Source organism: Chlorogloea sp. CCALA 695 (genome assembly GCF_003003885.1).
Classification (GTDB): domain Bacteria; phylum Cyanobacteriota; class Cyanobacteriia; order Cyanobacteriales; family Chroococcidiopsidaceae; genus Aliterella.
Genome location: NZ_PVWN01000050.1, coordinates 12,163 through 32,007, shown reverse-complemented (window position 1 = coordinate 32,007; position 19,845 = coordinate 12,163). Strand labels below are relative to the sequence as shown.

The 19,845-nt window shown below is 41.8% G+C and carries 20 protein-coding genes and 1 pseudogene; 7 read left to right on the top strand and 14 right to left on the bottom strand.

The window, feature by feature from the left end:
• The first annotated feature begins 24 nt into the window (after window positions 1–24).
• Window positions 25–381 (top strand): BrnT family toxin, encoded by a 357-nt coding sequence (locus C7B70_RS19430; protein WP_369831916.1) that lies wholly within the window; start codon window positions 25–27, stop codon window positions 379–381.
• Window positions 365–601 carry a hypothetical protein gene (locus C7B70_RS19425; RefSeq protein ID WP_106370651.1) on the top strand — a complete coding sequence of 79 codons (237 nt, stop codon included), beginning with the start codon at window positions 365–367 and terminating at the stop codon, window positions 599–601. The genes C7B70_RS19430 and C7B70_RS19425 overlap by 17 nt, the downstream gene beginning before the upstream one ends.
• Before the next feature lie 19 nt (window positions 602–620).
• On the opposite strand, the gene C7B70_RS19420 is transcribed toward C7B70_RS19425, so the two are convergent.
• Window positions 621–1,310: a response regulator transcription factor gene (locus tag C7B70_RS19420; RefSeq protein ID WP_106370650.1), complete on the bottom strand. Its 690-nt coding sequence runs from the start codon at window positions 1,308–1,310 to the stop codon at window positions 621–623.
• 63 nt (window positions 1,311–1,373) lie between these two features.
• Between C7B70_RS19420 and hisG the strand changes: the two genes are divergently transcribed.
• Window positions 1,374–2,018 (top strand): ATP phosphoribosyltransferase, encoded by a 645-nt coding sequence (gene hisG, locus C7B70_RS19415; protein WP_106370654.1) that lies wholly within the window; start codon window positions 1,374–1,376, stop codon window positions 2,016–2,018.
• A 93-nt stretch (window positions 2,019–2,111) separates the two neighbouring features.
• On the opposite strand, the gene C7B70_RS19410 is transcribed toward hisG, so the two are convergent.
• The 7 genes from C7B70_RS19410 to C7B70_RS19380 all read right to left on the bottom strand — a co-directional run bounded on the left by C7B70_RS19410 (window position 2,112) and on the right by C7B70_RS19380 (window position 10,230).
• Window positions 2,112–2,828 carry a response regulator transcription factor gene (locus C7B70_RS19410; protein WP_106370649.1) on the bottom strand — a complete coding sequence of 239 codons (717 nt, stop codon included), beginning with the start codon at window positions 2,826–2,828 and terminating at the stop codon, window positions 2,112–2,114.
• Window positions 2,829–2,838: 10 nt separating this feature from the next.
• On the bottom strand, window positions 2,839–6,399 hold the full coding sequence (locus C7B70_RS19405; RefSeq protein ID WP_146134099.1) for a PAS domain S-box protein: 3,561 nt from the start codon (window positions 6,397–6,399) through the stop codon (window positions 2,839–2,841).
• Window positions 6,400–6,574: 175 nt separating this feature from the next.
• On the bottom strand, window positions 6,575–7,030 hold the full coding sequence (locus C7B70_RS19400) for a tetratricopeptide repeat protein (RefSeq protein WP_106370647.1): 456 nt from the start codon (window positions 7,028–7,030) through the stop codon (window positions 6,575–6,577).
• 216 nt (window positions 7,031–7,246) lie between these two features.
• Complete coding sequence (locus tag C7B70_RS19395) at window positions 7,247–8,572, bottom strand: hemolysin family protein (protein ID WP_106370646.1); 1,326 nt, start codon at window positions 8,570–8,572, stop codon at window positions 7,247–7,249.
• Between the two features lie 92 nt (window positions 8,573–8,664).
• Window positions 8,665–9,714: a DUF3326 domain-containing protein gene (locus tag C7B70_RS19390; protein WP_106370645.1), complete on the bottom strand. Its 1,050-nt coding sequence runs from the start codon at window positions 9,712–9,714 to the stop codon at window positions 8,665–8,667.
• Entirely contained in the window at window positions 9,711–9,896 is a 186-nt protein-coding gene (locus tag C7B70_RS19385) for a hypothetical protein (protein ID WP_106370644.1), read from the bottom strand. Before C7B70_RS19385 ends, C7B70_RS19390 begins: the two co-directional genes overlap by 4 nt.
• A gap of 10 nt (window positions 9,897–9,906) precedes the next feature.
• The gene (locus tag C7B70_RS19380; protein WP_106370643.1) at window positions 9,907–10,230 is read right to left on the bottom strand and encodes a 2Fe-2S iron-sulfur cluster-binding protein; all 324 of its coding nucleotides are present in this window, start codon (window positions 10,228–10,230) and stop codon (window positions 9,907–9,909) included.
• Between the two features lie 157 nt (window positions 10,231–10,387).
• Between C7B70_RS19380 and acnB the strand changes: the two genes are divergently transcribed.
• From acnB to C7B70_RS19360, 4 genes and pseudogenes are all read left to right on the top strand, one after another.
• Window positions 10,388–12,997 (top strand): bifunctional aconitate hydratase 2/2-methylisocitrate dehydratase, encoded by a 2,610-nt coding sequence (acnB, locus tag C7B70_RS19375; RefSeq protein ID WP_106370642.1) that lies wholly within the window; start codon window positions 10,388–10,390, stop codon window positions 12,995–12,997.
• A gap of 283 nt (window positions 12,998–13,280) precedes the next feature.
• Entirely contained in the window at window positions 13,281–13,421 is a 141-nt protein-coding gene (locus C7B70_RS19370) for a DUF262 domain-containing protein (protein WP_233221000.1), read from the top strand.
• Between the two features lie 73 nt (window positions 13,422–13,494).
• Window positions 13,495–14,324, top strand: a pseudogene (locus C7B70_RS19365) (IS5 family transposase).
• 80 nt (window positions 14,325–14,404) lie between these two features.
• On the top strand, window positions 14,405–14,629 hold the full coding sequence (locus C7B70_RS19360) for a DUF433 domain-containing protein (protein ID WP_106370641.1): 225 nt from the start codon (window positions 14,405–14,407) through the stop codon (window positions 14,627–14,629).
• A gap of 54 nt (window positions 14,630–14,683) precedes the next feature.
• On the opposite strand, the gene C7B70_RS19355 is transcribed toward C7B70_RS19360, so the two are convergent.
• From C7B70_RS19355 to C7B70_RS19330, 6 genes are all read right to left on the bottom strand, one after another.
• Window positions 14,684–15,751, bottom strand: coding sequence for an LD-carboxypeptidase (locus tag C7B70_RS19355; RefSeq protein WP_106370640.1), 1,068 nt, complete (start codon window positions 15,749–15,751; stop codon window positions 14,684–14,686).
• A gap of 68 nt (window positions 15,752–15,819) precedes the next feature.
• Window positions 15,820–16,803: a dienelactone hydrolase gene (locus C7B70_RS19350; RefSeq protein ID WP_106370639.1), complete on the bottom strand. Its 984-nt coding sequence runs from the start codon at window positions 16,801–16,803 to the stop codon at window positions 15,820–15,822.
• A gap of 56 nt (window positions 16,804–16,859) precedes the next feature.
• Window positions 16,860–17,252 carry a hypothetical protein gene (locus C7B70_RS19345; RefSeq protein WP_106370653.1) on the bottom strand — a complete coding sequence of 131 codons (393 nt, stop codon included), beginning with the start codon at window positions 17,250–17,252 and terminating at the stop codon, window positions 16,860–16,862.
• Window positions 17,253–17,380: 128 nt separating this feature from the next.
• Window positions 17,381–17,761 carry a hypothetical protein gene (locus tag C7B70_RS19340; protein ID WP_233220999.1) on the bottom strand — a complete coding sequence of 127 codons (381 nt, stop codon included), beginning with the start codon at window positions 17,759–17,761 and terminating at the stop codon, window positions 17,381–17,383.
• Between the two features lie 32 nt (window positions 17,762–17,793).
• Window positions 17,794–18,045 (bottom strand): hypothetical protein, encoded by a 252-nt coding sequence (locus C7B70_RS19335; RefSeq protein WP_009630256.1) that lies wholly within the window; start codon window positions 18,043–18,045, stop codon window positions 17,794–17,796.
• A gap of 121 nt (window positions 18,046–18,166) precedes the next feature.
• Window positions 18,167–19,768 (bottom strand): mechanosensitive ion channel family protein, encoded by a 1,602-nt coding sequence (locus tag C7B70_RS19330; RefSeq protein ID WP_106370637.1) that lies wholly within the window; start codon window positions 19,766–19,768, stop codon window positions 18,167–18,169.
• Window positions 19,769–19,845 lie beyond the last annotated feature (77 nt).

The following is a 19,845-nucleotide window of genomic DNA, read 5'->3' as shown; positions in this document are numbered from 1 at the left end:
TGATTCATTACCTCAAGTTTGGAGATGTCCCTATTCCTGATCGTGCTTAGTCATTCATCCCTCGATTCAGCAACGCCGGAAAATAAATCGTTGCGAATCAGAGCTATGTTGTTTGATTGGGATGATGAAAAAGCTGAAAGTAACCTGATCAAACATAATGTTTCTTTTGATGAAGCCACTTCTGTTTTTGACGATCCACTGTTTTTAACCTTTAAAGATCCAGAACACTCGCTTCGAGAACAACGTTTTATAATTATGGGAGAATCAGCGAAAGGGCGATTGTTGGTTGTTGCTTATACTGAACGTGCCAGCACTACACGCCTAATTAGCGCCCGTCCAGTTACTCGCTCTGAACGCAAAGCTTATGAGTCAGACCTTTGAAGATGATGATTTACGCCCCGAATACGACTTTACCAAACTTCCGGTTGTAGCTCGCGGTCAAGGACGCAAAAAATCTACTCTAATCCAGCTAGATCCTGATGTAGCGGCAATTTTTCCAGATTCTGGCGCAGTTAATGAAGGGTTACGCCTATTAATGAGACTGATTCAACAGTCACCCTCTCAGCTAAATGCAAATATAACAGTAACTTCTCCTAAATAAAGAGTGATCGCACATTAATCTAACTATTCTCGCCAAATCGATAGCCTTTACCATACACCGTATGAATTAATTGAATTTCCCCCGACACTTCAATTTTGCGGCGCAGTAAACGAATTAAAGCAGCTAACACATTACTACTGGGTTGTTCACCCTCCTCAGACCATAAATGTTGATAAATCTGAGCGTGAGTGAGCAATTGACCGCTATTTTCAATCAAATATGCTAGTAATTGAGTTTCTTTTTCCGATAGCTCAATGCTGCGCCCAGGGCGATAGCCTAGCTGGTTTTCACAGTCTAACTCCAAATCTGCCACCCTTAGCCGTTGAGAATAGGCGATCGCGCTGTCAGAGGCCGAACGACGCAATAACGCCCGGACTCGTGCTAATAATTCCCTTAGTTCAAAAGGCTTAACTAAATAATCGTCTGCGCCTGCGTCCAATCCTTGCACGCGATCATCTATCGTATCTTTGGCTGTAAGAAACAATACTGGGGTAGCTTGTCCCGCGCGGCGTACTTGTTGGCAAATCTCTAATCCGGTTTTGTGCGGTAGCATCCAATCTAAAATCAGCAAATCGTACCTACTTTTAGCTGCAAGGTCGCTTCCGGCTGCTCCATCATAGGCTACATCAACATTGTAACCTTCACGCTTTAGCACTCGACTAAGAGGATCTGTTAATTCAACTTCATCATCAACTAGCAGTATTTGCATTTCCTAGGCGATCGCATTTGGGCTATTATTATGCCCGAAGCTTCAATATATTACTTCTTAATTATGCTTACTGTCGCATTGCCTAAAGGCTCACTCTTAAAAGATAGCATCCGTTTATTACAATCAGTGGGACTAGATTTTAGTGCTTTTCTCGATTCAAATAATAGACAATTGCAAATTTGCGATCCTACTCTTAGCGCCAAAGCATTACTCGTCAGGGCGCAAGATGTTCCAGTCTATGTAGAATACGGTCAAGCGCAACTTGGTATTGTTGGTTATGATGTATTGCAAGAAAAACAGCCACAAGTTGCTAATTTAATCGATTTACAATTCGGGCTTTGTCGGTTATCGGTGGCGGTGAAACAATCTAGCTTATACCGCTCGGCTCTAGAATTGCCTCCACATGGTAGAGTTGCCTCTAAGTATGTCCACTGCGCTAAAGACTACTTCGATAGTCTAGATTTGCCTATAGAGATTGTAATGCTTTATGGTTCTGTAGAGTTAGGACCAATTACTGGAATGTCGGAAGCGATCATTGACTTAGTTTCTACGGGGCGGACTTTACAAGAAAATGGCTTAATCGAAATTGAAACGTTATTTACCAGCACCGCGCGGCTAATTGCTCATCCTTTAAGCTATCGACTCAATATAGGTAATTTGCATCAGTTGGTAGATCAAATCAGAGAACAGATACTTGCTAAAGTTTAAAAAACACAAAACGTGATCGCCCCAGACTATATTGCTATGGGGCTGCATAATGCTGTTCTTTAGTATAGTTAATTTTAAAAGTTGATTAAATAATTAGCTATTATTCTGTGAAACAGAGGTGGCACTAATCAAATTTAGTTGACGCAGCAGCGCCAGGTCTTCAGGAGTTAGGAATTTTTGCAAATTAGGTTGATTGAGTAAAGCAATTTCCGCTTGGCAAGATTGTTGCAAAATTTCAATGCAGCGATCGCGCCTAGCTCCTGGTTGTATACTCTTGAGGAACCCAATTGCCATCGTAATTTTTGGTACACTATTACGCAGTTCTTGCTGTAGTTGCTGAAGCACCTCCTCTTGATTTTCAACGTATTGCTGAAGTTCAATTACTTTTTTTTGTAAACTTTCCGCGCGATCACGTTCAGTTTGATAATGCTTCATCACAACTCCGTGTTTGTTCAACCTCGAAGCCATAGCTCCTAACAATTCTGCTCTTGTAAAAGGCTTAGTCAAATAATCATCCGCTCCCAAATTCATCCCTTGGCGGATATCTGTTTTGTCTGCCATTGCTGTTAGGAAAATAAACGGAATTGCGGCGGTTTCTGGTACTTGACGTAAAGCGCTCAAAACTTCATAGCCATCAACTTCTGGCATCATTACATCGCAGATAATTAAGTCTGGCAAATTTTCCTGCGCCCACATTGCACCGATAAAGCCGTTTTCAGCCCCTACCGCTTCAAAATCTTCCGCTTCAAGCAATTCTAAAATATTCGCTCTTACTGCGGACTCATCTTCAATTACTAAAATTTTACTCATTTTTTTATATTTACTGGTTTAATGGTAGTGTAACGGTAAATGTTGTGCCAACTTCTAATTGGCTCTCTACAGTAATTGTGCCTTGGTGTAAATCCACAGACTTTTTAACGATCGCAAGACCTAATCCTGTACCAGGAATATTACTAACATTCTTACCGCGATGAAAAGACTCAAACAACAGTTGTTGGTCTTCTATAGAAATACCAATCCCCCCGTCTTGAATCGCAAAAGTTGCCTGATTGCGATCACATTTTAAATTAAAATTTACTTCTTTGCCATGGGGCGAATACTTTACCGCATTTGTCAGCAAATTAGTGATAATGTGTCGGAGTAATTTTTCATCTATCAGCCCGTTAAAGTTGTCTAACTGGTCTTGAGGGCAAAAGTTAATAGTATGAGATTGGGTTGTAACTTGCACTTCTTCTACCAAGTCGCGACAAAACTGGCTAATATCTAGCAGTTTTGGTTGAAATTCTAATTTTCCAGCTTCAGCTTTACCAATTAGTAGCACGTCATCCAGCAGATTAGTCATATGTTTTACGCTAGATTGAATCCGGTACTGGTGCTTAAGTTTCTTCTCCTCAGTCCATTTATGACTGTAATGTTCCAGCAACTCACTAGAAGAAAAAATTGTCGCCAAGGGAGTACGAAACTCATGAGATGCCATAGTTACAAACCGAGATTTGAGTTCGCCCAGTTCTTTTTCCTTTTCTAAAGCGTTGCGAATCTCTGTTTCTACTTGCTTGCGCTCGGTAATGTCACGAATGATAGCCATGACTTCATTTTCTGCACTAACAGCAATTCGCGCTTCGTAGTCTAAGGAATTGTGATCTAATAGCAACTGGTATTCAAAAACCTGCATATTTTTGGTAATTAAAGCCAACTGGATGCAATCCATCATCGGATTAGCCACTTCTTCAGGAAATACCTCGTACAAACTTTTGCCCAAAAATTCTTGAGTAAGTAGAGGTAAAGGATTATTTTTTACCGCTTTGAAATTGACAAAAATCCCCTCAAAACTAATCCGAAACATTGCATCAGGAATAGCGTCAAGCAAAGCTCTATTTGTAGATAAACTTAAATTTAGGGCATTTTCTGCCCGTTTGCGATCGCTAATATTGGTAGAAATACCGCAGACTGCATAAATATGCCCTACCGCATCAAACAGGGGAAACTTGATCGAAAGATAGGTATGCAGTTCACCCTGATGAGGGTAAATTTCTTCCCTATCTAAATAGCTTTTAGTTTCTATTACTTTTAAATCATTTGCCCGATAGGTATCAGCCATTTCTTGAGGAAAAATATCATAGTCAGTTTTACCTGTAATTTCTTCTCTGTGAACGTTAAAAATAATTCCAAACCAAGAATTGATTGAAATGTATCTACCCTGAAGGTCTTTAACGTAAATCAAAGCTATAGAGTTGTCTAATATTGCTTGCAAACGCTGTTCGCTTTCTTGCAAAGCTTGTTGACTGTGCCTAGTTTCTGTAATATTGCGTACCACTTTAGAAAAACCGCGCAGTTGTCCGTTTTGGTCTTTTAGAGCGGTAATCAGGGCATCCGTCCAAATCCGCGAACCATCTTTACATACCCGCCAGCCTTGATCTTCGATTTGACCGTTTACTTGAGCTAAGTGCAAAAAGTATTCTGGCTTGCCGATTGCTCTATCTTCTTCCGTATAAAAACAAGAGTAAGACTTGCCTAAAATTTCTGCGGATTTGTAGCCCTTGATTCGTTCGGCTCCCGTGTTCCAACTAATAACATTTCCCTCTTGATCGAGCATGAAAATAGCATAATCTTTTCCCCCCTCTACTAATAGCCGAAAACGCTCCTCACTATCAAATAAGGCGGCTTCTACTTGCTTGCGTTGAATTAACGCCCCTAATTGACTTGCTACTGTAGAAACCAGCTTGACTAAGTGCTTGTTCTCGTCATCGGCGGTAAACATAAAAAAGACTAAAACTGCCAAAACGCGATCGCTGGCGATAATGGGAATACCTACCCCAGACTTGAAACCAGATTCTAAAGCGCCAGATTTGCGTAAAAAAGCTGTGTCTTTTGCCGTGGACACGTTTTGCATCCACTCTGGTTGCTTGGATGACCAAACTCGCCCCGGTAATCCTACCCCTGGCAAAAAATTTATTTTTTCACTTTCCAGTCTAAATTTATCGAGATTTTGAGTATTTCTGTACCAAGCTGGACTGCATTCAAGAGCGCCGCCAGTGGGTATCCATGCTTCCCCAAAAGCCCACCCTGTAAAGTCACACACTAAGCGCAGTGCTACTCCCAATGCCGAGTGAAAGTTTGTTGATTCCCCGATTGCTTGGGTCATGGTTTGGAGAAAACGTACTTCTTCTTCAACTTTTTCGCGAGAACCGATCTCTCTACGCAATTGGTTGTTGGCGTTTCGCAGTTCTTTGGTACGTTCTTCAACGCGAAATTCTAACTCCTGTTTATTGCGTTTTATTTCAGCTTTGGCAATAATGCGATCGCTAATATCTCGTACTATTGCTAAAACTTCATTTTCGCCATTACCTACAATTCTTGTTTCGTAATGGCGCACAACATCCTTAACTAAAAGTTGAAACTCAAAAACTTGAGTTTCGTTTGTTTGTAAGGCTTTGCTGACGTACTGCATCCTCTGAATTATTACTTCTGGAGGTAAAATTACGCACTCATTGTTACGATCGTTTACGGAGTTATAAATGGTTTTTGCAGGTAGATAATCTAAACAATTGCCATTTTTATCGAGCCGCAGCATCAAATCGGGGATGGCGGTTAATAAAGCTCGATTTTTAGCTTCGCTTTCACGCAGGGCAAGTTCAGTATGCTTACCTTCAGTAATATCAACAATGTAGCTTTTAATTAAACCGCTAGTGGCAATATAATGTACTGATTGGGAAAATATTTTGCTGCCAATTTCTACTTCCCGGACAAAAAATGTTTCTTGACCATTTTTGACAATTGGCACTATTTCTTTTAGCAGTGGGTGTTGCAGCTTAGTCTCTTGTAGGTCTGGAAACTGTGCGATCGCCGAGAGATTAATATAAGTAATATTGCCAGCGAGATCGATTTCAATAATTGGACTAGCTATTGGCTCACGAAAAGATGCTAATTTAAGCAGTGCAGCATCATTATAATTTGCTATTTGTCTTTCTACACCAATCATTGTACTTGCGCTTGCTACTTTTGCAACTTTTTTTTCTGTATCCCCTAAAATTATTTTTAAGTCATCTGCCGTTGCGTAGTACCACGCTTTAACATTATCTGCGAAGATAATTTCATCTTGATGGCTAAGTTCGCGCTCGAAGCAAAGTTGACCGTTAACTATTAAACCGTTTGTACTGCGTACACCTTGTAAATTGCCATCAACGAGCCGAAACAAGGGCGGGTTCTCTGTTACTCTCACCAAACTAGCGTGCTGTCGTGACACCAAGTGAGAGTGCAGCACTATGGAATTAGTCGCACTACGACCAATTGAATAGATAGCAGCTTCTAAGCTAACTGCTCGTTTACCTTCGTTGTCTTCAATTACAAATAAATGTTTGACTTGCTGTATTTCAGTTTTCAACACTATTTTTTAAAAAATTTACGGTATGTAGCTTTAGTTTGCCCAATTTCAACTAAAAATTCACACTTTAAGCGAACAATAAAAATCTTTTTATTAAATTTATTGTGTATGTATTAATATGCCTCTCGCAAAGAGAGAGGTCTAAGCTTTTATACTTAAAAATTCTGTAAAAAAATTAAAGTTGAGGAGAAATATTGCCAACTTGAGGGGGTTTTACTTCTGAAGAATTACGCCATAGTCCTTTGAGTTTGAGGCTAAGTTTTTGGCGTAGAGTTTGCCGCTCGACTCCCAAAGATTTATCGTAGCTGGCATAACATTCGTTATAACGACCCAAATGATTTAATGCTGCACCGCGAAATAACCAAGCTTGTTTATCGCTGTTATCAATTTCCAAAGCGCGATCGCAACTATTGAGTGCATCTAAGTAACGGTTGAGATGGATTAAAACTACGCTTCGCAGTACCCAAGCCGCATTATTTTGGGGTTGAACTGTCACAGCTTCATCAAGGTTGGTAAGAGCTTCTGCGTAATTACCCCGATTCGCAAGGTCGTTACCTCTATCTAACCAAATATTAATATCGATAGACTGACAGTTAGAGGTTTGACCAAAGTTAGCAACTGAAGTGTTCATAATAGTTAGTTAAGTTTAGTTAGGTTTAAGGGAAGCGAGTAAACAATAAAATTATCTTAATTGTCAAGCTACAGCTTAGAGCTTTGGATTAGAGCCAACCCGTCTCTAAAACAATCTTTTATTTGGTAGCCTTATCTAATTAATAGCAGTAGGAATAGGTAAAGCAGTACAGTATCTTTACTGAAAAAAATATAAAGTTATCTCACGAGCATCAATTTAATCAGACAAGTGCAAATCTGAGGACGTTTGCGCTGGAACTACCAAAACTTTATCAACGCGATTGCCATCCATATCCATCACTTCAAATCGCATCCCATCCCATTCAAAATGATCGGCGGCGTTGGGAATGCGCCCCAAATGGGTAATTACAAAGCCACCCAAGGTTTGATAGCTACCGCGATGTTCGCCTTGAAAGTCATTAACTGCAAAAATTTTAAAAAATTCATCTACTGGTAGCATTCCGTCTAGCAGCCAAGAACCATCTTCTCGTTGCACTGCTTGAGGATCGTCTAATTCGTCGGCGGAAGGAACATCGCCAACAATTTCTACTAAAATGTCATTTAAAGTTACTAAACCTTGAATCACGCCGTATTCATCGACTACAAGTGCCATATGAATCCCGGTTTGTTTAAATAATTCCAGCACTTTCAAGCCGCGAGTGCTTTCAGGGACAAATACGGGCTGACGTAAAGAAACTGTTAAGTCTAAGGCTTCCCCCGATAAACTACGGGCTAATAAGTCTGTAACAGGCATAATACCTAAAACATTATCTAAACCCCCTTGACAGACGGGAAAGCGAGAATTGGCGCTATCCATCATCTTTTTACGGTTTTCTTCGGGGGAGTCTTCCAAGTCCAGCCAAACAATATCGGGGCGGGGTGTCATTAAAGCACTAACAGGGCGATCGCCTAATCTAAAAACCCGCTCTACCATGTCTTGCTCTGCTTCTTCAAACATCCCGGCTTCTGTACCTTGCTCGATTAATACTTTGATTTCTTCTTCAGTTACTTGGGGTTCGGTAGATGGGCCAATACCTATGATTCGCAGTACCAAGTCGGTTGAAGCGCTAAGTAAATGTACTACTGGGGAAGCAAAAGCGGCAATCGCCTTCATAGGCATTGCTACGGTAGCGGCAATTACTTCGGGATTATTCAAAGCTAGGCGTTTAGGGACAAGTTCGCCCACAATCAAAGATAGGTAAGTGATAGCCATAACCACTATGCCAAAAGATAACCCTTGACTGTAGGGGGCTAACAAAGGAACTTGATCTAGATTTTGGGCTAGTTTTTCAGAAATAGTAGCGCCCCCAAAAGCACCCGCTAAAATGCCAATTAGGGTAATGCCCACTTGGACTGTAGACAAAAATCTATTTGGAGACTCAGCTAAGTCTAGGGCAACTCGGGCTTTTTTATTGCCTTGGTTTGCCATATTTTGCAGCCTTACCTTCCGCGAGGAAATAATCGCCATTTCCGACATGGAAAATATGCCATTCGCAACGATCAACAGGACAAGGAGCAGAATTTCTAGAGTAATGGAAGACATTTTTTAAATTGCCGCTATTTCTGGCAAAAGGGGGGCTTAATATTTAGTATCTAAGATTGAAATCAGGGAAAGTACAACAAAAAATTAATTTTTTACATTACCGATAGGCAATTTAAAGGTGAAATGGTGGGGTTAAAACTAGCTAAGTCTACCCCGGCTTTATGAGCTACCAGAACACCAATTGCTTCTAAATACGAGTTTACTTCAATTGCTTTAATGCCTAGCGGTGCTGGAGGAACGAGCATTTGCGTAGAATTGCTTACGGTAATTATTTGGGCTTGGCTATTACTCAAACTCAAAATCGCGCTACCACCACAAGCCGTTGTTGGTACTACCACAGCATCAACTTCTTTTGCCCAAATATCGTTACTAAAAGTAGGTTCGGTTGTAAACCCAGGAGCGCGACTTAAGCCTACAAGTACGCTGGGTAAGAAGGTATAACCTAGTTCTTCTGCCGCCGAGCGCGGTGATATATTTGGGTCTATAGGCAATGGTAATAAGGCTGGAGCATGGGCGCAAGGGATTTTAAAGGTTCTAACTACTAAGTGACTAATGACCGCTTCTGCACCTGCTAAGGGGTCTACTCCTTGCCCGTGACGATATTGCTCCAGAGCAACACTATCAATATCATCAGGGAAACGGGCAACAACGGCGATCGCTTCTGCCCCAATATCAATTAATTTTTTGGCGGCGCGTAACAAACTGTCGGGATTTTCAACAGTTCCCCAACTTGCTCCTGATTTTGAAGTGCGTAATTCTACGTTTAATGGTGTATCGGTAATTACGTAATCCGTTAGAGATAGTCCTAAAGTTGCTCTAGCAGCTTCGGCAGCTTGAAGTTGCCTAACTTGTAATTCTGGTTCAATTCCCCGGTCAAGAACTAACCCGATCCGATTTTGACGCACTGGATGCAAGCCCCAGCATAACGAGGCAAATTTGTCAAGCCCATAGCCTTCTACATAAAGAGTGTTAGGCATTGACCAGTATAATTGAGCGCCATTGAGGACATTAGGATGGGTGATCAGGCGATCGCATACTGACGCAATGGCACGAGCAACAGGTAAAGCATCCCCGGCATAGCCGCCAATCGCTGCCCCAATTCCGGTTGGTATAATTAAAACAACGGTGTAAGGATGATTCACGCGCGAGGTGATTCTAAAGTAACAACAGCTTCAATCGTAGCGGTTTGCTTTTGGACATTTACCGATGTAATCGCCCAGCGCAAGGGTTCTCCTTGTTTTGCCAATTCTGACTCAATAGCTTTGTGGAGTTGGGCGGGGGTTTCTTGTAGGTTAATTTCGGCGGTGATGAAGTGGGTAGTCATAAATTAAGGGCTATTGTTGGAACTGACCAAATTGTAAATGATAAACTTGGTCTTCTTTTTCTGTCTCAATTTTTAAGTTAGACCGAGGATAGGAGACGCAAAGTAGAGCATAACCTTGTTGTTGAAGTTCTAGGCTAATACCCATACCTTCACTTTGTTCTACACTTCCCTCTAAAATTTGAGCGGCGCAAGTAGTACAAACGCCAGCATTGCAAGAATTTGGAAACTCTAAACCAGCAGCAGCAGCAGCTTTGAGAATAATTTGGTCTTCGGGAACTTGGATTGTATGAGTTGTCCCGGCGTGGAGAATTTGAACAGTGTAAGTTTGAGGCATATAGAAATAAGTAGGAGTAGCGCCCTTACAGCTTTAAAAAATAATTGTACCGCGACTTCCTAGGGATTTAGTTTGAGAAGTATCATGACAAACCGTAATCATGTCAGCAGCAGCGCTAATCTGGCAGTAGATATAAAAAAAGAGAGGAGTTACAAGAATGCTTGAAGAATATCGTCAGCATACCGCCGAGAGAGCAGAATTAAATATTCCTCCATTACCTTTAGATGCGCCGCAAACTTCCGAGTTGTGCGAACTACTGAAAGCGTCACCAATAGGGGAAGAAGAAACATTATTGCATTTATTGCGCGATCGCATTTCCCCAGGAGTAGATCCGGCGGCGTATGTAAAAGCTGGATTTTTGACAGGAATTGCCAAGGGTACAATTAGCAGCCCTTTAGTTTCGCCTATCTATGCCATAGAATTATTAGGAACTATGCTCGGCGGCTATAACGTGCGGAGTTTGGTAGATTTGCTGTCATCGAAGGATGAACAAATTGCTAAAGCGGCGGTAAAAGCTCTTAGTCATACAGTTTTAGTGTACGATGCTTTCCACGATGTTTTTGATTTAGCAGAAACTAATACCTATGCTAAACAAGTCATTGATGCTTGGGCAGAAGCGAAGTGGTTTACAAATCGTCCCCCTTTAGCTGAAAAGATTACAGTAACAGTGTTTAAAGTACCGGGAGAGACGAATACAGACGATCTTTCTCCCGCGCCTCACGCCACAAGCCGCCCCGATATTCCGATGCACGCTTTGGTAATGCTGGAATCAAAGATGCCAGGGGCGTTAGAAACTATCGAGCAATTGAAGCAAAAAGGACATCCTGTAGCCTACGTAGGCGATGTAGTGGGTACGGGTTCGTCGCGTAAATCGGCGATAAATTCTGTATTGTGGCACATTGGGCAAGATATACCTTACGTGCCAAATAAGCGTTCTGGTGGGTATATATTAGGAAGTGCGATCGCGCCAATCTTTTTTAATACTGCTGAAGACTCCGGCGCTTTACCAATTCAATGCGACGTTTCTAAGCTAGAAACCGGGATGATTGTTACTATTTATCCCTACAAAGGCGAAATTACGAGCGAGTCTGGGGAAGTAATTTCTACTTTCAACCTCCAACCCGATACAATCGCCGATGAAGTTAGGGCTGGGGGACGTATCCCGCTATTAATTGGGCGTAGTTTGACAGATAAAATTAGAACAGCGTTAGGAATTGAACCTAGTTCTATATTTATTCGTCCTCGTTCGCCCGTAGACACAGGTAAAGGCTACACCCTAGCTCAAAAAATGGTCGGTAAAGCTTGTGGACTTGTAGGAGTACGCCCTGGTACATCCTGCGAACCAATTATGACTACGGTAGGTTCTCAAGATACCACAGGTCCAATGACCCGTGACGAACTCAAAGAGCTTGCTTGTCTTGGTTTTAGCGCTGATTTAGTTATGCAGAGTTTCTGTCACACCGCCGCTTATCCTAAACCTGTAGATATTAAAACCCATCACGAGTTACCCGATTTTATGGCAGAACGGGGCGGCGTTGCGTTGCGCCCTGGAGATGGAATTATTCACTCGTGGCTCAATCGGATGTTGTTACCCGATACTGTAGGTACTGGTGGCGACTCTCATACCCGTTTCCCCTTGGGGATTTCCTTTCCCGCAGGTTCGGGTTTAGTCGCCTTTGCTGGGGCGTTGGGATTAATGCCTTTAGATATGCCGGAGTCAGTTTTAGTCCGGTTCAAGGGACAATTGCAATCAGGAGTGACGCTGCGAGATGTTGTGAATGCAATTCCTTATATAGCCATCCAAAAAGGTTTATTGACGGTATCTAAGGAGAACAAAAAAAATATCTTCTCTGGGCGAATTATGGAGATTGAAGGATTGCCCGATTTGAAGGTAGAGCAAGCTTTTGAACTTACTGATGCCACTGCCGAGCGATCGTGTTCGGGATGTACGATTAAGTTGAGTGTTGAAACTGTATCTGAGTATCTGCGTTCTAATATTGCGCTGATGACAAATATGGTAGCGCGGGGTTATGAAGATGCTCGTACTATCATGCGTCGCGTCGCCAAAATGGAGCAATGGTTAGCAAATCCGGTACTTATGGAAGCTGATAGCGATGCGGAGTACGCAGAGATTATTGAGATTGACTTGAACAATATTACTGAACCCATAGTTGCCGCACCCAATGACCCGGATAATGTCAAACTACTATCAGAAGTAGCCGGGGATGCGGTGCAGGAAGTATTTATTGGTTCTTGCATGACAAATATTGGTCATTACCGCGCTACAGCAAAGGTATTAGAAGGGGAACCACCCGTCAAAACTCGGCTGTGGATTTGTCCCCCAACGCGGATGGACGAACATCAGTTAAAAGAAGAAGGAGTTTACAGCACCTTTGGCGCGGCGGGTGCGAGAACAGAAATGCCTGGATGCAGCTTGTGTATGGGCAATCAGGCGCGGGTAGGAGATGGGACAACAGTATTTTCGACTTCAACACGCAACTTCAATAATCGCATGGGCAAAGGAGCGCAAGTTTATCTTGGTTCGGCGGAATTAGCGGCAGTTTGTGCCATGTTAGGGCGAATTCCCACAGTGCAGGAATATATGGAGGTTGTGGCGAATAAAATTAATCCTTTTGCTGACAATTTGTACCGCTATCTCAACTTTGACCAAATTGCCAGTTTTGAAGACGAAGGGCGAGTAATTCCAATAGAAGAAATGCCGCGCATTGAGGATATTTTAGGAATGCCTGCTAGTGTATTGCGTTAAAGCCGGATTGTAAGTCAAAATCTCTGTTGTACAAAATTAAACGTCACGAAGGTATAATTCGTACCTAGTCTGCACGTATAATTATTGTCTTTCAGTAGTCCTTTCTCCCTACGCAGAAGGGACTACTTGTTTGTAAAAGGTATAAGTTAAGACATTAAAATGTTTCGTCAAATCATTGTTCTAACTCAATTTTGTTCTCCAACAATAAAATATAAGTTGTTTATAGAAATTTTCATACTGGATTTGGGAAAACTAAATATAAGAAAAAGTTTATGGAGTAAATATGAAAGCATCAGAAACCAGTCTACGGAATTTGCTAGAAGGTGGTAAACAATTTCAAATACCTCTCTTTCAAAGACCATACTCTTGGAAAAAAGAAAACTGGGAGACTTTATGGGAAGACTTAGAAAGTGTTTGTAAATAAAAATGAAGCAGTATTGAAACTGAGAAGGAGATCAGAGATAGATAAAGAATTCCTTTACCCGCTTGGAGTGTTGATGAGTAGAGTGTTTTACGATAGTGACTTGACGGATCAAGAATGGCAGATGATTGAACCCCTATTACCTGCTAAAAAGTCAGTAGGTAGAGGACGAGAGGTAGATTTACGCTCGGTGTTCAATGCCATCTTTTATCGAGCCGACAACGGCGTAAAATGGCGCAACTTGCCCAAAGATTTTCCAGCATGGCAAACGGTGTATAGCTACTTCAACTCCTGGAGTCGGTTCGGTGTTTTAGAGCAAATCAATGGCACTATGGTTCAGCAAGTCCGAGTTAGTGAGGGGCGAGAAGCAGAGCCAAGTTTAGTGATTATTGATAGCCAGTCGGTGAAACTGGGTCAAAAAGGGGGGAGGAACAGGGCAATGATTGCAATAAAAAGGTAAAAGGACGAAAACGTCATATTGTGGTGGACGTGCTGGGACTGGTGTTAGGCTGTTACGTCACTTCTGCGAATACTGCCGATGTCAAAGCGGCTCCGGCGGTGTTGGTTCGGGTACTGGATATGTTTAAACGGATTGTTAAAGTGCTAGCCGACCGAGGCTATCAAGGCGCTTTAGGGGGGCTAATTAAAACTTTTTTTGCGCCCCTAAAGCGGCAGGTTGTAATCGAGGTGAGTCAGCGTCTAACCAATGCCAAAGGGTTTCAGGTAGAACGAAAACGATGGATTGTCGAACGGACTTGGACTTGGCTGGACAATGCTCGAAGTTTGACTCGTGACTATGAACGATTGCCTGAAAATCACGAGGGTATGATTTATGTCGTCATAATCCGATTAATGCTCCGTCGGCTCGCAAAAAATCGACGAACTTGGGAGTGTAAAACTACTTAACTAACGTTTACAAACACTTTCTTAAGGTGCGATCACGTATCAACTAGATAATCTCAATAGAAAGATACAAAGTAAATAAAATGAATTGGCAAGACCGCATTATTATCAATCCAGAGATATTGGTAGGAAAGCCAGTAATTAGAGGTACTCGTTTGTCTGTAGAATTTATTATCGATCTTTTAGCTCAAGGATGGTTAAAAGCAGACATACTGAAAAACTATCCAGGAATAACACAAAAAGATATAAAAGCTTGTCTAAGCTACGCGAGTAATGGTTTAAAAACAGAAGATAAAGCCACTAAGTAATTTGTAAAGCGATCGCATCCCAACTCCCAAAAGTGCGATCACACATTCCCTACCTCACACAACCGCAGGTTCTAACATCTTGATAATCCCTGCATTAGCATCAATTTCAACATCTAATCCAATGGGTAATGTAACGATATTTTCCACGTGACCAATCGCCGCGCCGTAATAAGCAGGAATTTTTAAGGGTTGAATATGTCCCCATACTACTTCTTCTAAAGTTAGTGAACCATAATCAGCATCGGGCGTGCAGCCTGGACATTGCCCAAAAATAAAGCCTGCTAGTTTGTCAAATACCCCAGCAATTTTGAGGTGAGTCATCAAGCGATCTAAACGGTAGATATTTTCGCCTGTATCTTCTAAAAATAAAATTGCGCCAGCCATATTAGGCAAGTAAGGAGAACCAACAATTCCCGACAACACAGACAAGTTGCCGCCGATTAATTTGCCTTTAGCAACACCTGGAGTGATAGTTTGAATGCGATTTTTTACCTGCATTAAGCGATCGCTATCATCGCCATCTTTAACATTTGCAATAGTTACAGTTTCTCCAGCAAACAACACGCGGCGGAAATAGTCAGTTTGACTCTTTCGCCACGAAGTCAAACCATGAGGCCCATGAAAAGTTACTAATTGAGTACGGGCATTAATTCCTAAAATTAGGGCGGTAATATCGCTAAAACCGATAATAATTTTAGGGTTTTGGCGGATAACTTCATAATCTAAATAAGGCAGAATCCGGCTGCATCCCCAACCACCGCGAATAGGCAACAAAGCCGCTACTTGCGGATCACTGAAAAATTGATTGATGTCGGCGGCGCGATCGCGGTCTATTCCTGCCAAATAACCATAGCGATCGCCTACATGAACCCCCAGCTTAGGCACAAGTCCCAGACCCTTCACGGCATCTAAAACTATGTCTAGTTCTTCTTTGACAAAAGTGGCACTTGCAGGGCTAATAATCCCTACTATTGCTCCAGGTTTTAAACGAGTGGGTTTTAATAGAGGGCGATCGCTTTTAGCGCTACGCTCTTCGTAATTGCTGGCTTTAGTTGCGTGTAAGGGCAAAGCTATGATTGAAGCAGTAGCAGCAAGTTGAAGAAAGTGACGGCGATTTAGCATTTGATTTAGACAAACTTTTATCTTTGTACACTAAAAATCGTCACGCATCCCATGAGGGCGAAGTCAAACTACTTGCTTTCAAATGATGCAATCCCCGGTTGATGAGATTCCATCAGTTGATTTAGGTTTGCTAGGGCTGTGGGATGAAAACGAACATGAGCATCTATAAATAAACCAATTGCTTCTACTATCAAATTTCGCAGTAGTTCCTCCGGTTGGGTAACTGGAAAATCTAGCCAGGTTGTACCTGTAGTAGGATCGCTAGGATGGGTAATAGAGAAATGGTTGGCTCCTTCTAGTAAAAGCAAATAACTATCATCTCTACCACCAGAAATCGCTTCTTGGAAGGTACGCCTAATTGGAGTTGTAGGTTGCTTCCAAGTCACTCCATAGAGAGCGCCATTATTAGCAATAACTCCATCGCCAGTTCCGCCAATCAACATCAGTGGTAAAGCGTCGGGTAAGGGTAAGATTGTGTCTGCCGCATAACCTAGTTGCATAATTGCGGCTGAATGCGCGCCATAAGAGAAAGCAGCTACAACTTGTGGAAAAAAATGCGGATTAGCACTTTCAATCGCAACTCTACCTCCAGCAGAATGCCCTCCTAAAATAATATGTTGTAAGTCAAGCAATCCCGCTAACACGCCCTCAGATTGCAATCTTTCTAGCGCTGCTAGTAGCGTTGGTAGAGCAGAGGCTGTCGGCTTCGTACCATAGACTTTGGGGGTCAAACTTTTCATTTCCACACCCGGAGTAATAGCTACTATTCCAGGTATGTTTTGGGCAATCCAGGAAAAGGTTACTACTACAAGCCCGCGTTCTGCTAATTTAATAGCAAGCCATTGATATGATTCAATTCCACAGTTGATGCCGTTGAAGAAAATAACAACTTTAAACGGAGATTGTTGAGCATCGGCAGGAAAAACACCCATATTCTGTTCTGGGCTGCTCCCTAGCATCTGGGCTGGATAAAAAACTTTGAGATGAATGGTGTCGTAAGGGGAGCAAGCATCTTCGACTTTAGCAGCTTGAAAAATTGCTTTAACGCTCATATCCTTATTATCTAGATTTATTTTGCTCTCACCTTAACAATATCAGGATTTGTAACTTAAAGACTTATCCGTTCAGATACTGCGTCTAACGGTTCGCAAAAACTATTAATTCCTTGTTGTGCTGCATACATCAGTACAGGAGTAACTAGCAAAGCTGGACAAAATTTTGTTGCAGTTAAGTGTCCGGCAATGAGCGTAAAATCTTCTGCTATCAAACTGCTTCTAAATTCGTCTTTGCAAATAACAGCGCGGCATTTTTTGGCTAAACTATCTAGCCAATCAGAGTTAGCTATCTCTGGTTGCTGTCCGGCTCGAATGGCTAGTACCATTGCTGCATCTTCCAAATTGCCCTCGCAGTCTTCTATTACTTGAAGCGCACTTATGGCATCAGGATAATCTGCTAATTGACTACGAAATTTAGCAACTTCGGCGGGTGTAACTTGAGTCATTGCAACTATTTTAGATAAACAACAATTGAGCTTGTCTAATTTTGACGGACTTAGTGCAATTATTGCCAAATAAAAAAGCAGTGAAGTAAATCCACTGCTTGATGGTTATTAAGTTGTGGGCAAGCAAATTATAGTCCCACTAATTCGCGGGATTCAAAATCTGTTAATTGTTGAGCGATCGCGCGTCTTGTTTCTAACTTGGCGACACTAAACTGATTACGCAAATATTCTAAATGAGCTAAAGCATTGGCTTTTTCGGCAGTCAAACGCATTAAAGTATTTGTGGCGGTTTGATATTCTCTGTCTGTAAGCAGCACTTCAAACCTCCGCGCCTTGCGTTGCAGGTCATTTTTCAAATCTATGTCAAAAGCCGAACGACTATCAGCATTACCTTCTACTCGATCTAGTAGTTGCTGGACTGCCATAATTTCCGAATCTAACTCATTCACCCGTTGCGCTGCTTGAGCGATCGCTCCTGGGTAATGATTCAGTTCCATTGTCATCATCATCTTTTCCTAGCACTGAAATGGATTTTTAGACTTTAAGCCACCAATTCTTGGAATTGATGCACTGTTGTTAAAGGTAGTTGCTCAGTTTGTGGCATTCCTACTTGTTCTAATACTTTGACTTCAATATTCACGGAAACTAAGTAGCTACCAGGTTCTGCGCCAATAGCTTCGGCGATTAATTTTGCAAGTTCTGGGCGCTTGGCGGTGATTGGATCTCTTAAACTGCAACGATCCCAATCATGTTTAGCGGTTGGATTTAAGTTGAGAATATAGTGCTTAGTCATACTGGTTAAAGCCTGAAATAACAACCCTATAGAGCTATTAGCTGAATAACTCCACTCTTTTATTATAGTACGTTTGTACTAAAAATGTGGAGAGAATAGTGGTCGCACTTACATCTATTTATTAAGTATCTTGACGCTCAAATTCAGATTTAGGCGGTGGGATAACCTCATTGACCCATACAGCCTGTTGAGGTAAAGGGATAGCAATACCAGCTTTATCAAAGGCAACTTTGACCCGGCGGCGATACTCTCTAGCGACTTCCCATTGCTTGAGAGGTTGGGTTTTAATCCAGACACGAATTATTAAACCGCGATCGCCAAAATTTTCAACTCCTAGCACTTGCGGCGTTTCGATAATTTGCTCAAGCCATTTGGGGTCTTCATCCATTTGGATGCCAATAGAGTCAATTAATTGCAAAGCATGGTCGATATCAGTGTGATAAGCAACAGGAATGCTAAGATCGGCTCTTGACCAGCGACTCGAAAGATTAGCCACAATTTTGATTTCACTATTGGGAATTGTAATCAAGCGCCCTTCGGAGTCTCTTAGTTGCGTAATGCGGAGATTAAGATTTTCTACTAATCCGCCAAAATTCCCCACATTAATCACATCTCCCAAAGCATACTGATCTTCCAAAATAATAAAAAACCCATTGATAGCATCTTTGATGATGTTTTGAGAAGCCAAAGAAACCGCAACACCAACTAAACCCGCACCCGCAAGTAAAGGTGCAATATTTACCCCAACGGTAGTTAGCGCCACAAGCGTCCCAATCGCTACTCCACTTAAAGTAGTAATGCTTTTAGTGACTCCAGAAATAGTCGAAACCCGCAAATGTAAGCGCAGAGAATCTTCGGGGGTAAGTAAAGAATTAATTGCTAAGGCGGAAGTAAAGCGATCTAGTAAAACATAACTTAGGCGGATAGCTATGTAAGTTCCCAAGGCGACAATAGCAAGGATAAAAGGGATTCTTAAAACCGTCAAAATCCAGGCGGGAATAGTTCGCGTGTAAGGAAATAAACCCAAAATTAACAGCGTACCACTACCCCAAATCAGGCTTTGAGCTAACTGAAATAACCTGCGTCTAACTTCTTTGAGGTTTTTTTGTTGCTGATTGCTAAGTTGGGTTGTAACTGGATCGTTTGTTGGAGCAATAATAGTGGGGCGTTGAGTTAGTCGCCATTGCCAGCAATTGACTAGCCAAATAGTTAAAACTATACCTAGAAACACTCCAGACGCGATCGCCCCTGAACGGGCTAAAAATTTAGGCTGTCGTTCTTGTTTGGCACGTCTTAAGTCTTGCTCTAAAGACAATCTCAGTTTATCTGCTAATGCAAATGGTTTTTCTGCTTGCAGTTCGGCATCAAGACCTGTAATCGTAAATAAGTATTCACTGTTAACGTAGATTACGGGCAAATTATTTTCTTTCCTGATTTGTACCTGAAGTTCGGTAGCGTTACTTTGAAAGTAATCTTGGCTAAGGCTTTTCAATCGTTGTTGAATGTCATCAACCCTTTTAGATAAATTGCTTCTAGTTTCGGCAACTTGAAATAAACGGCGACCATCTAAAACAATCCAGGTAGCTACTACTTCTTGATCTGACCTCGTTTGCTCAGAAGAAGTTGGGACTAAATTGGGTAAAGAAAACTGAGCCATTGCTGGGTAAATGACTATCATAGTTAACGCCATTGACAGCGCGATCGCCCAAAATTTAGACCGCATTTTTTACTTCTCCTAACTATCTCTTAACTAAGGGTAATTGTTCCCAATTAAGAAAAATGCGGTTAAGCTATGTGAGA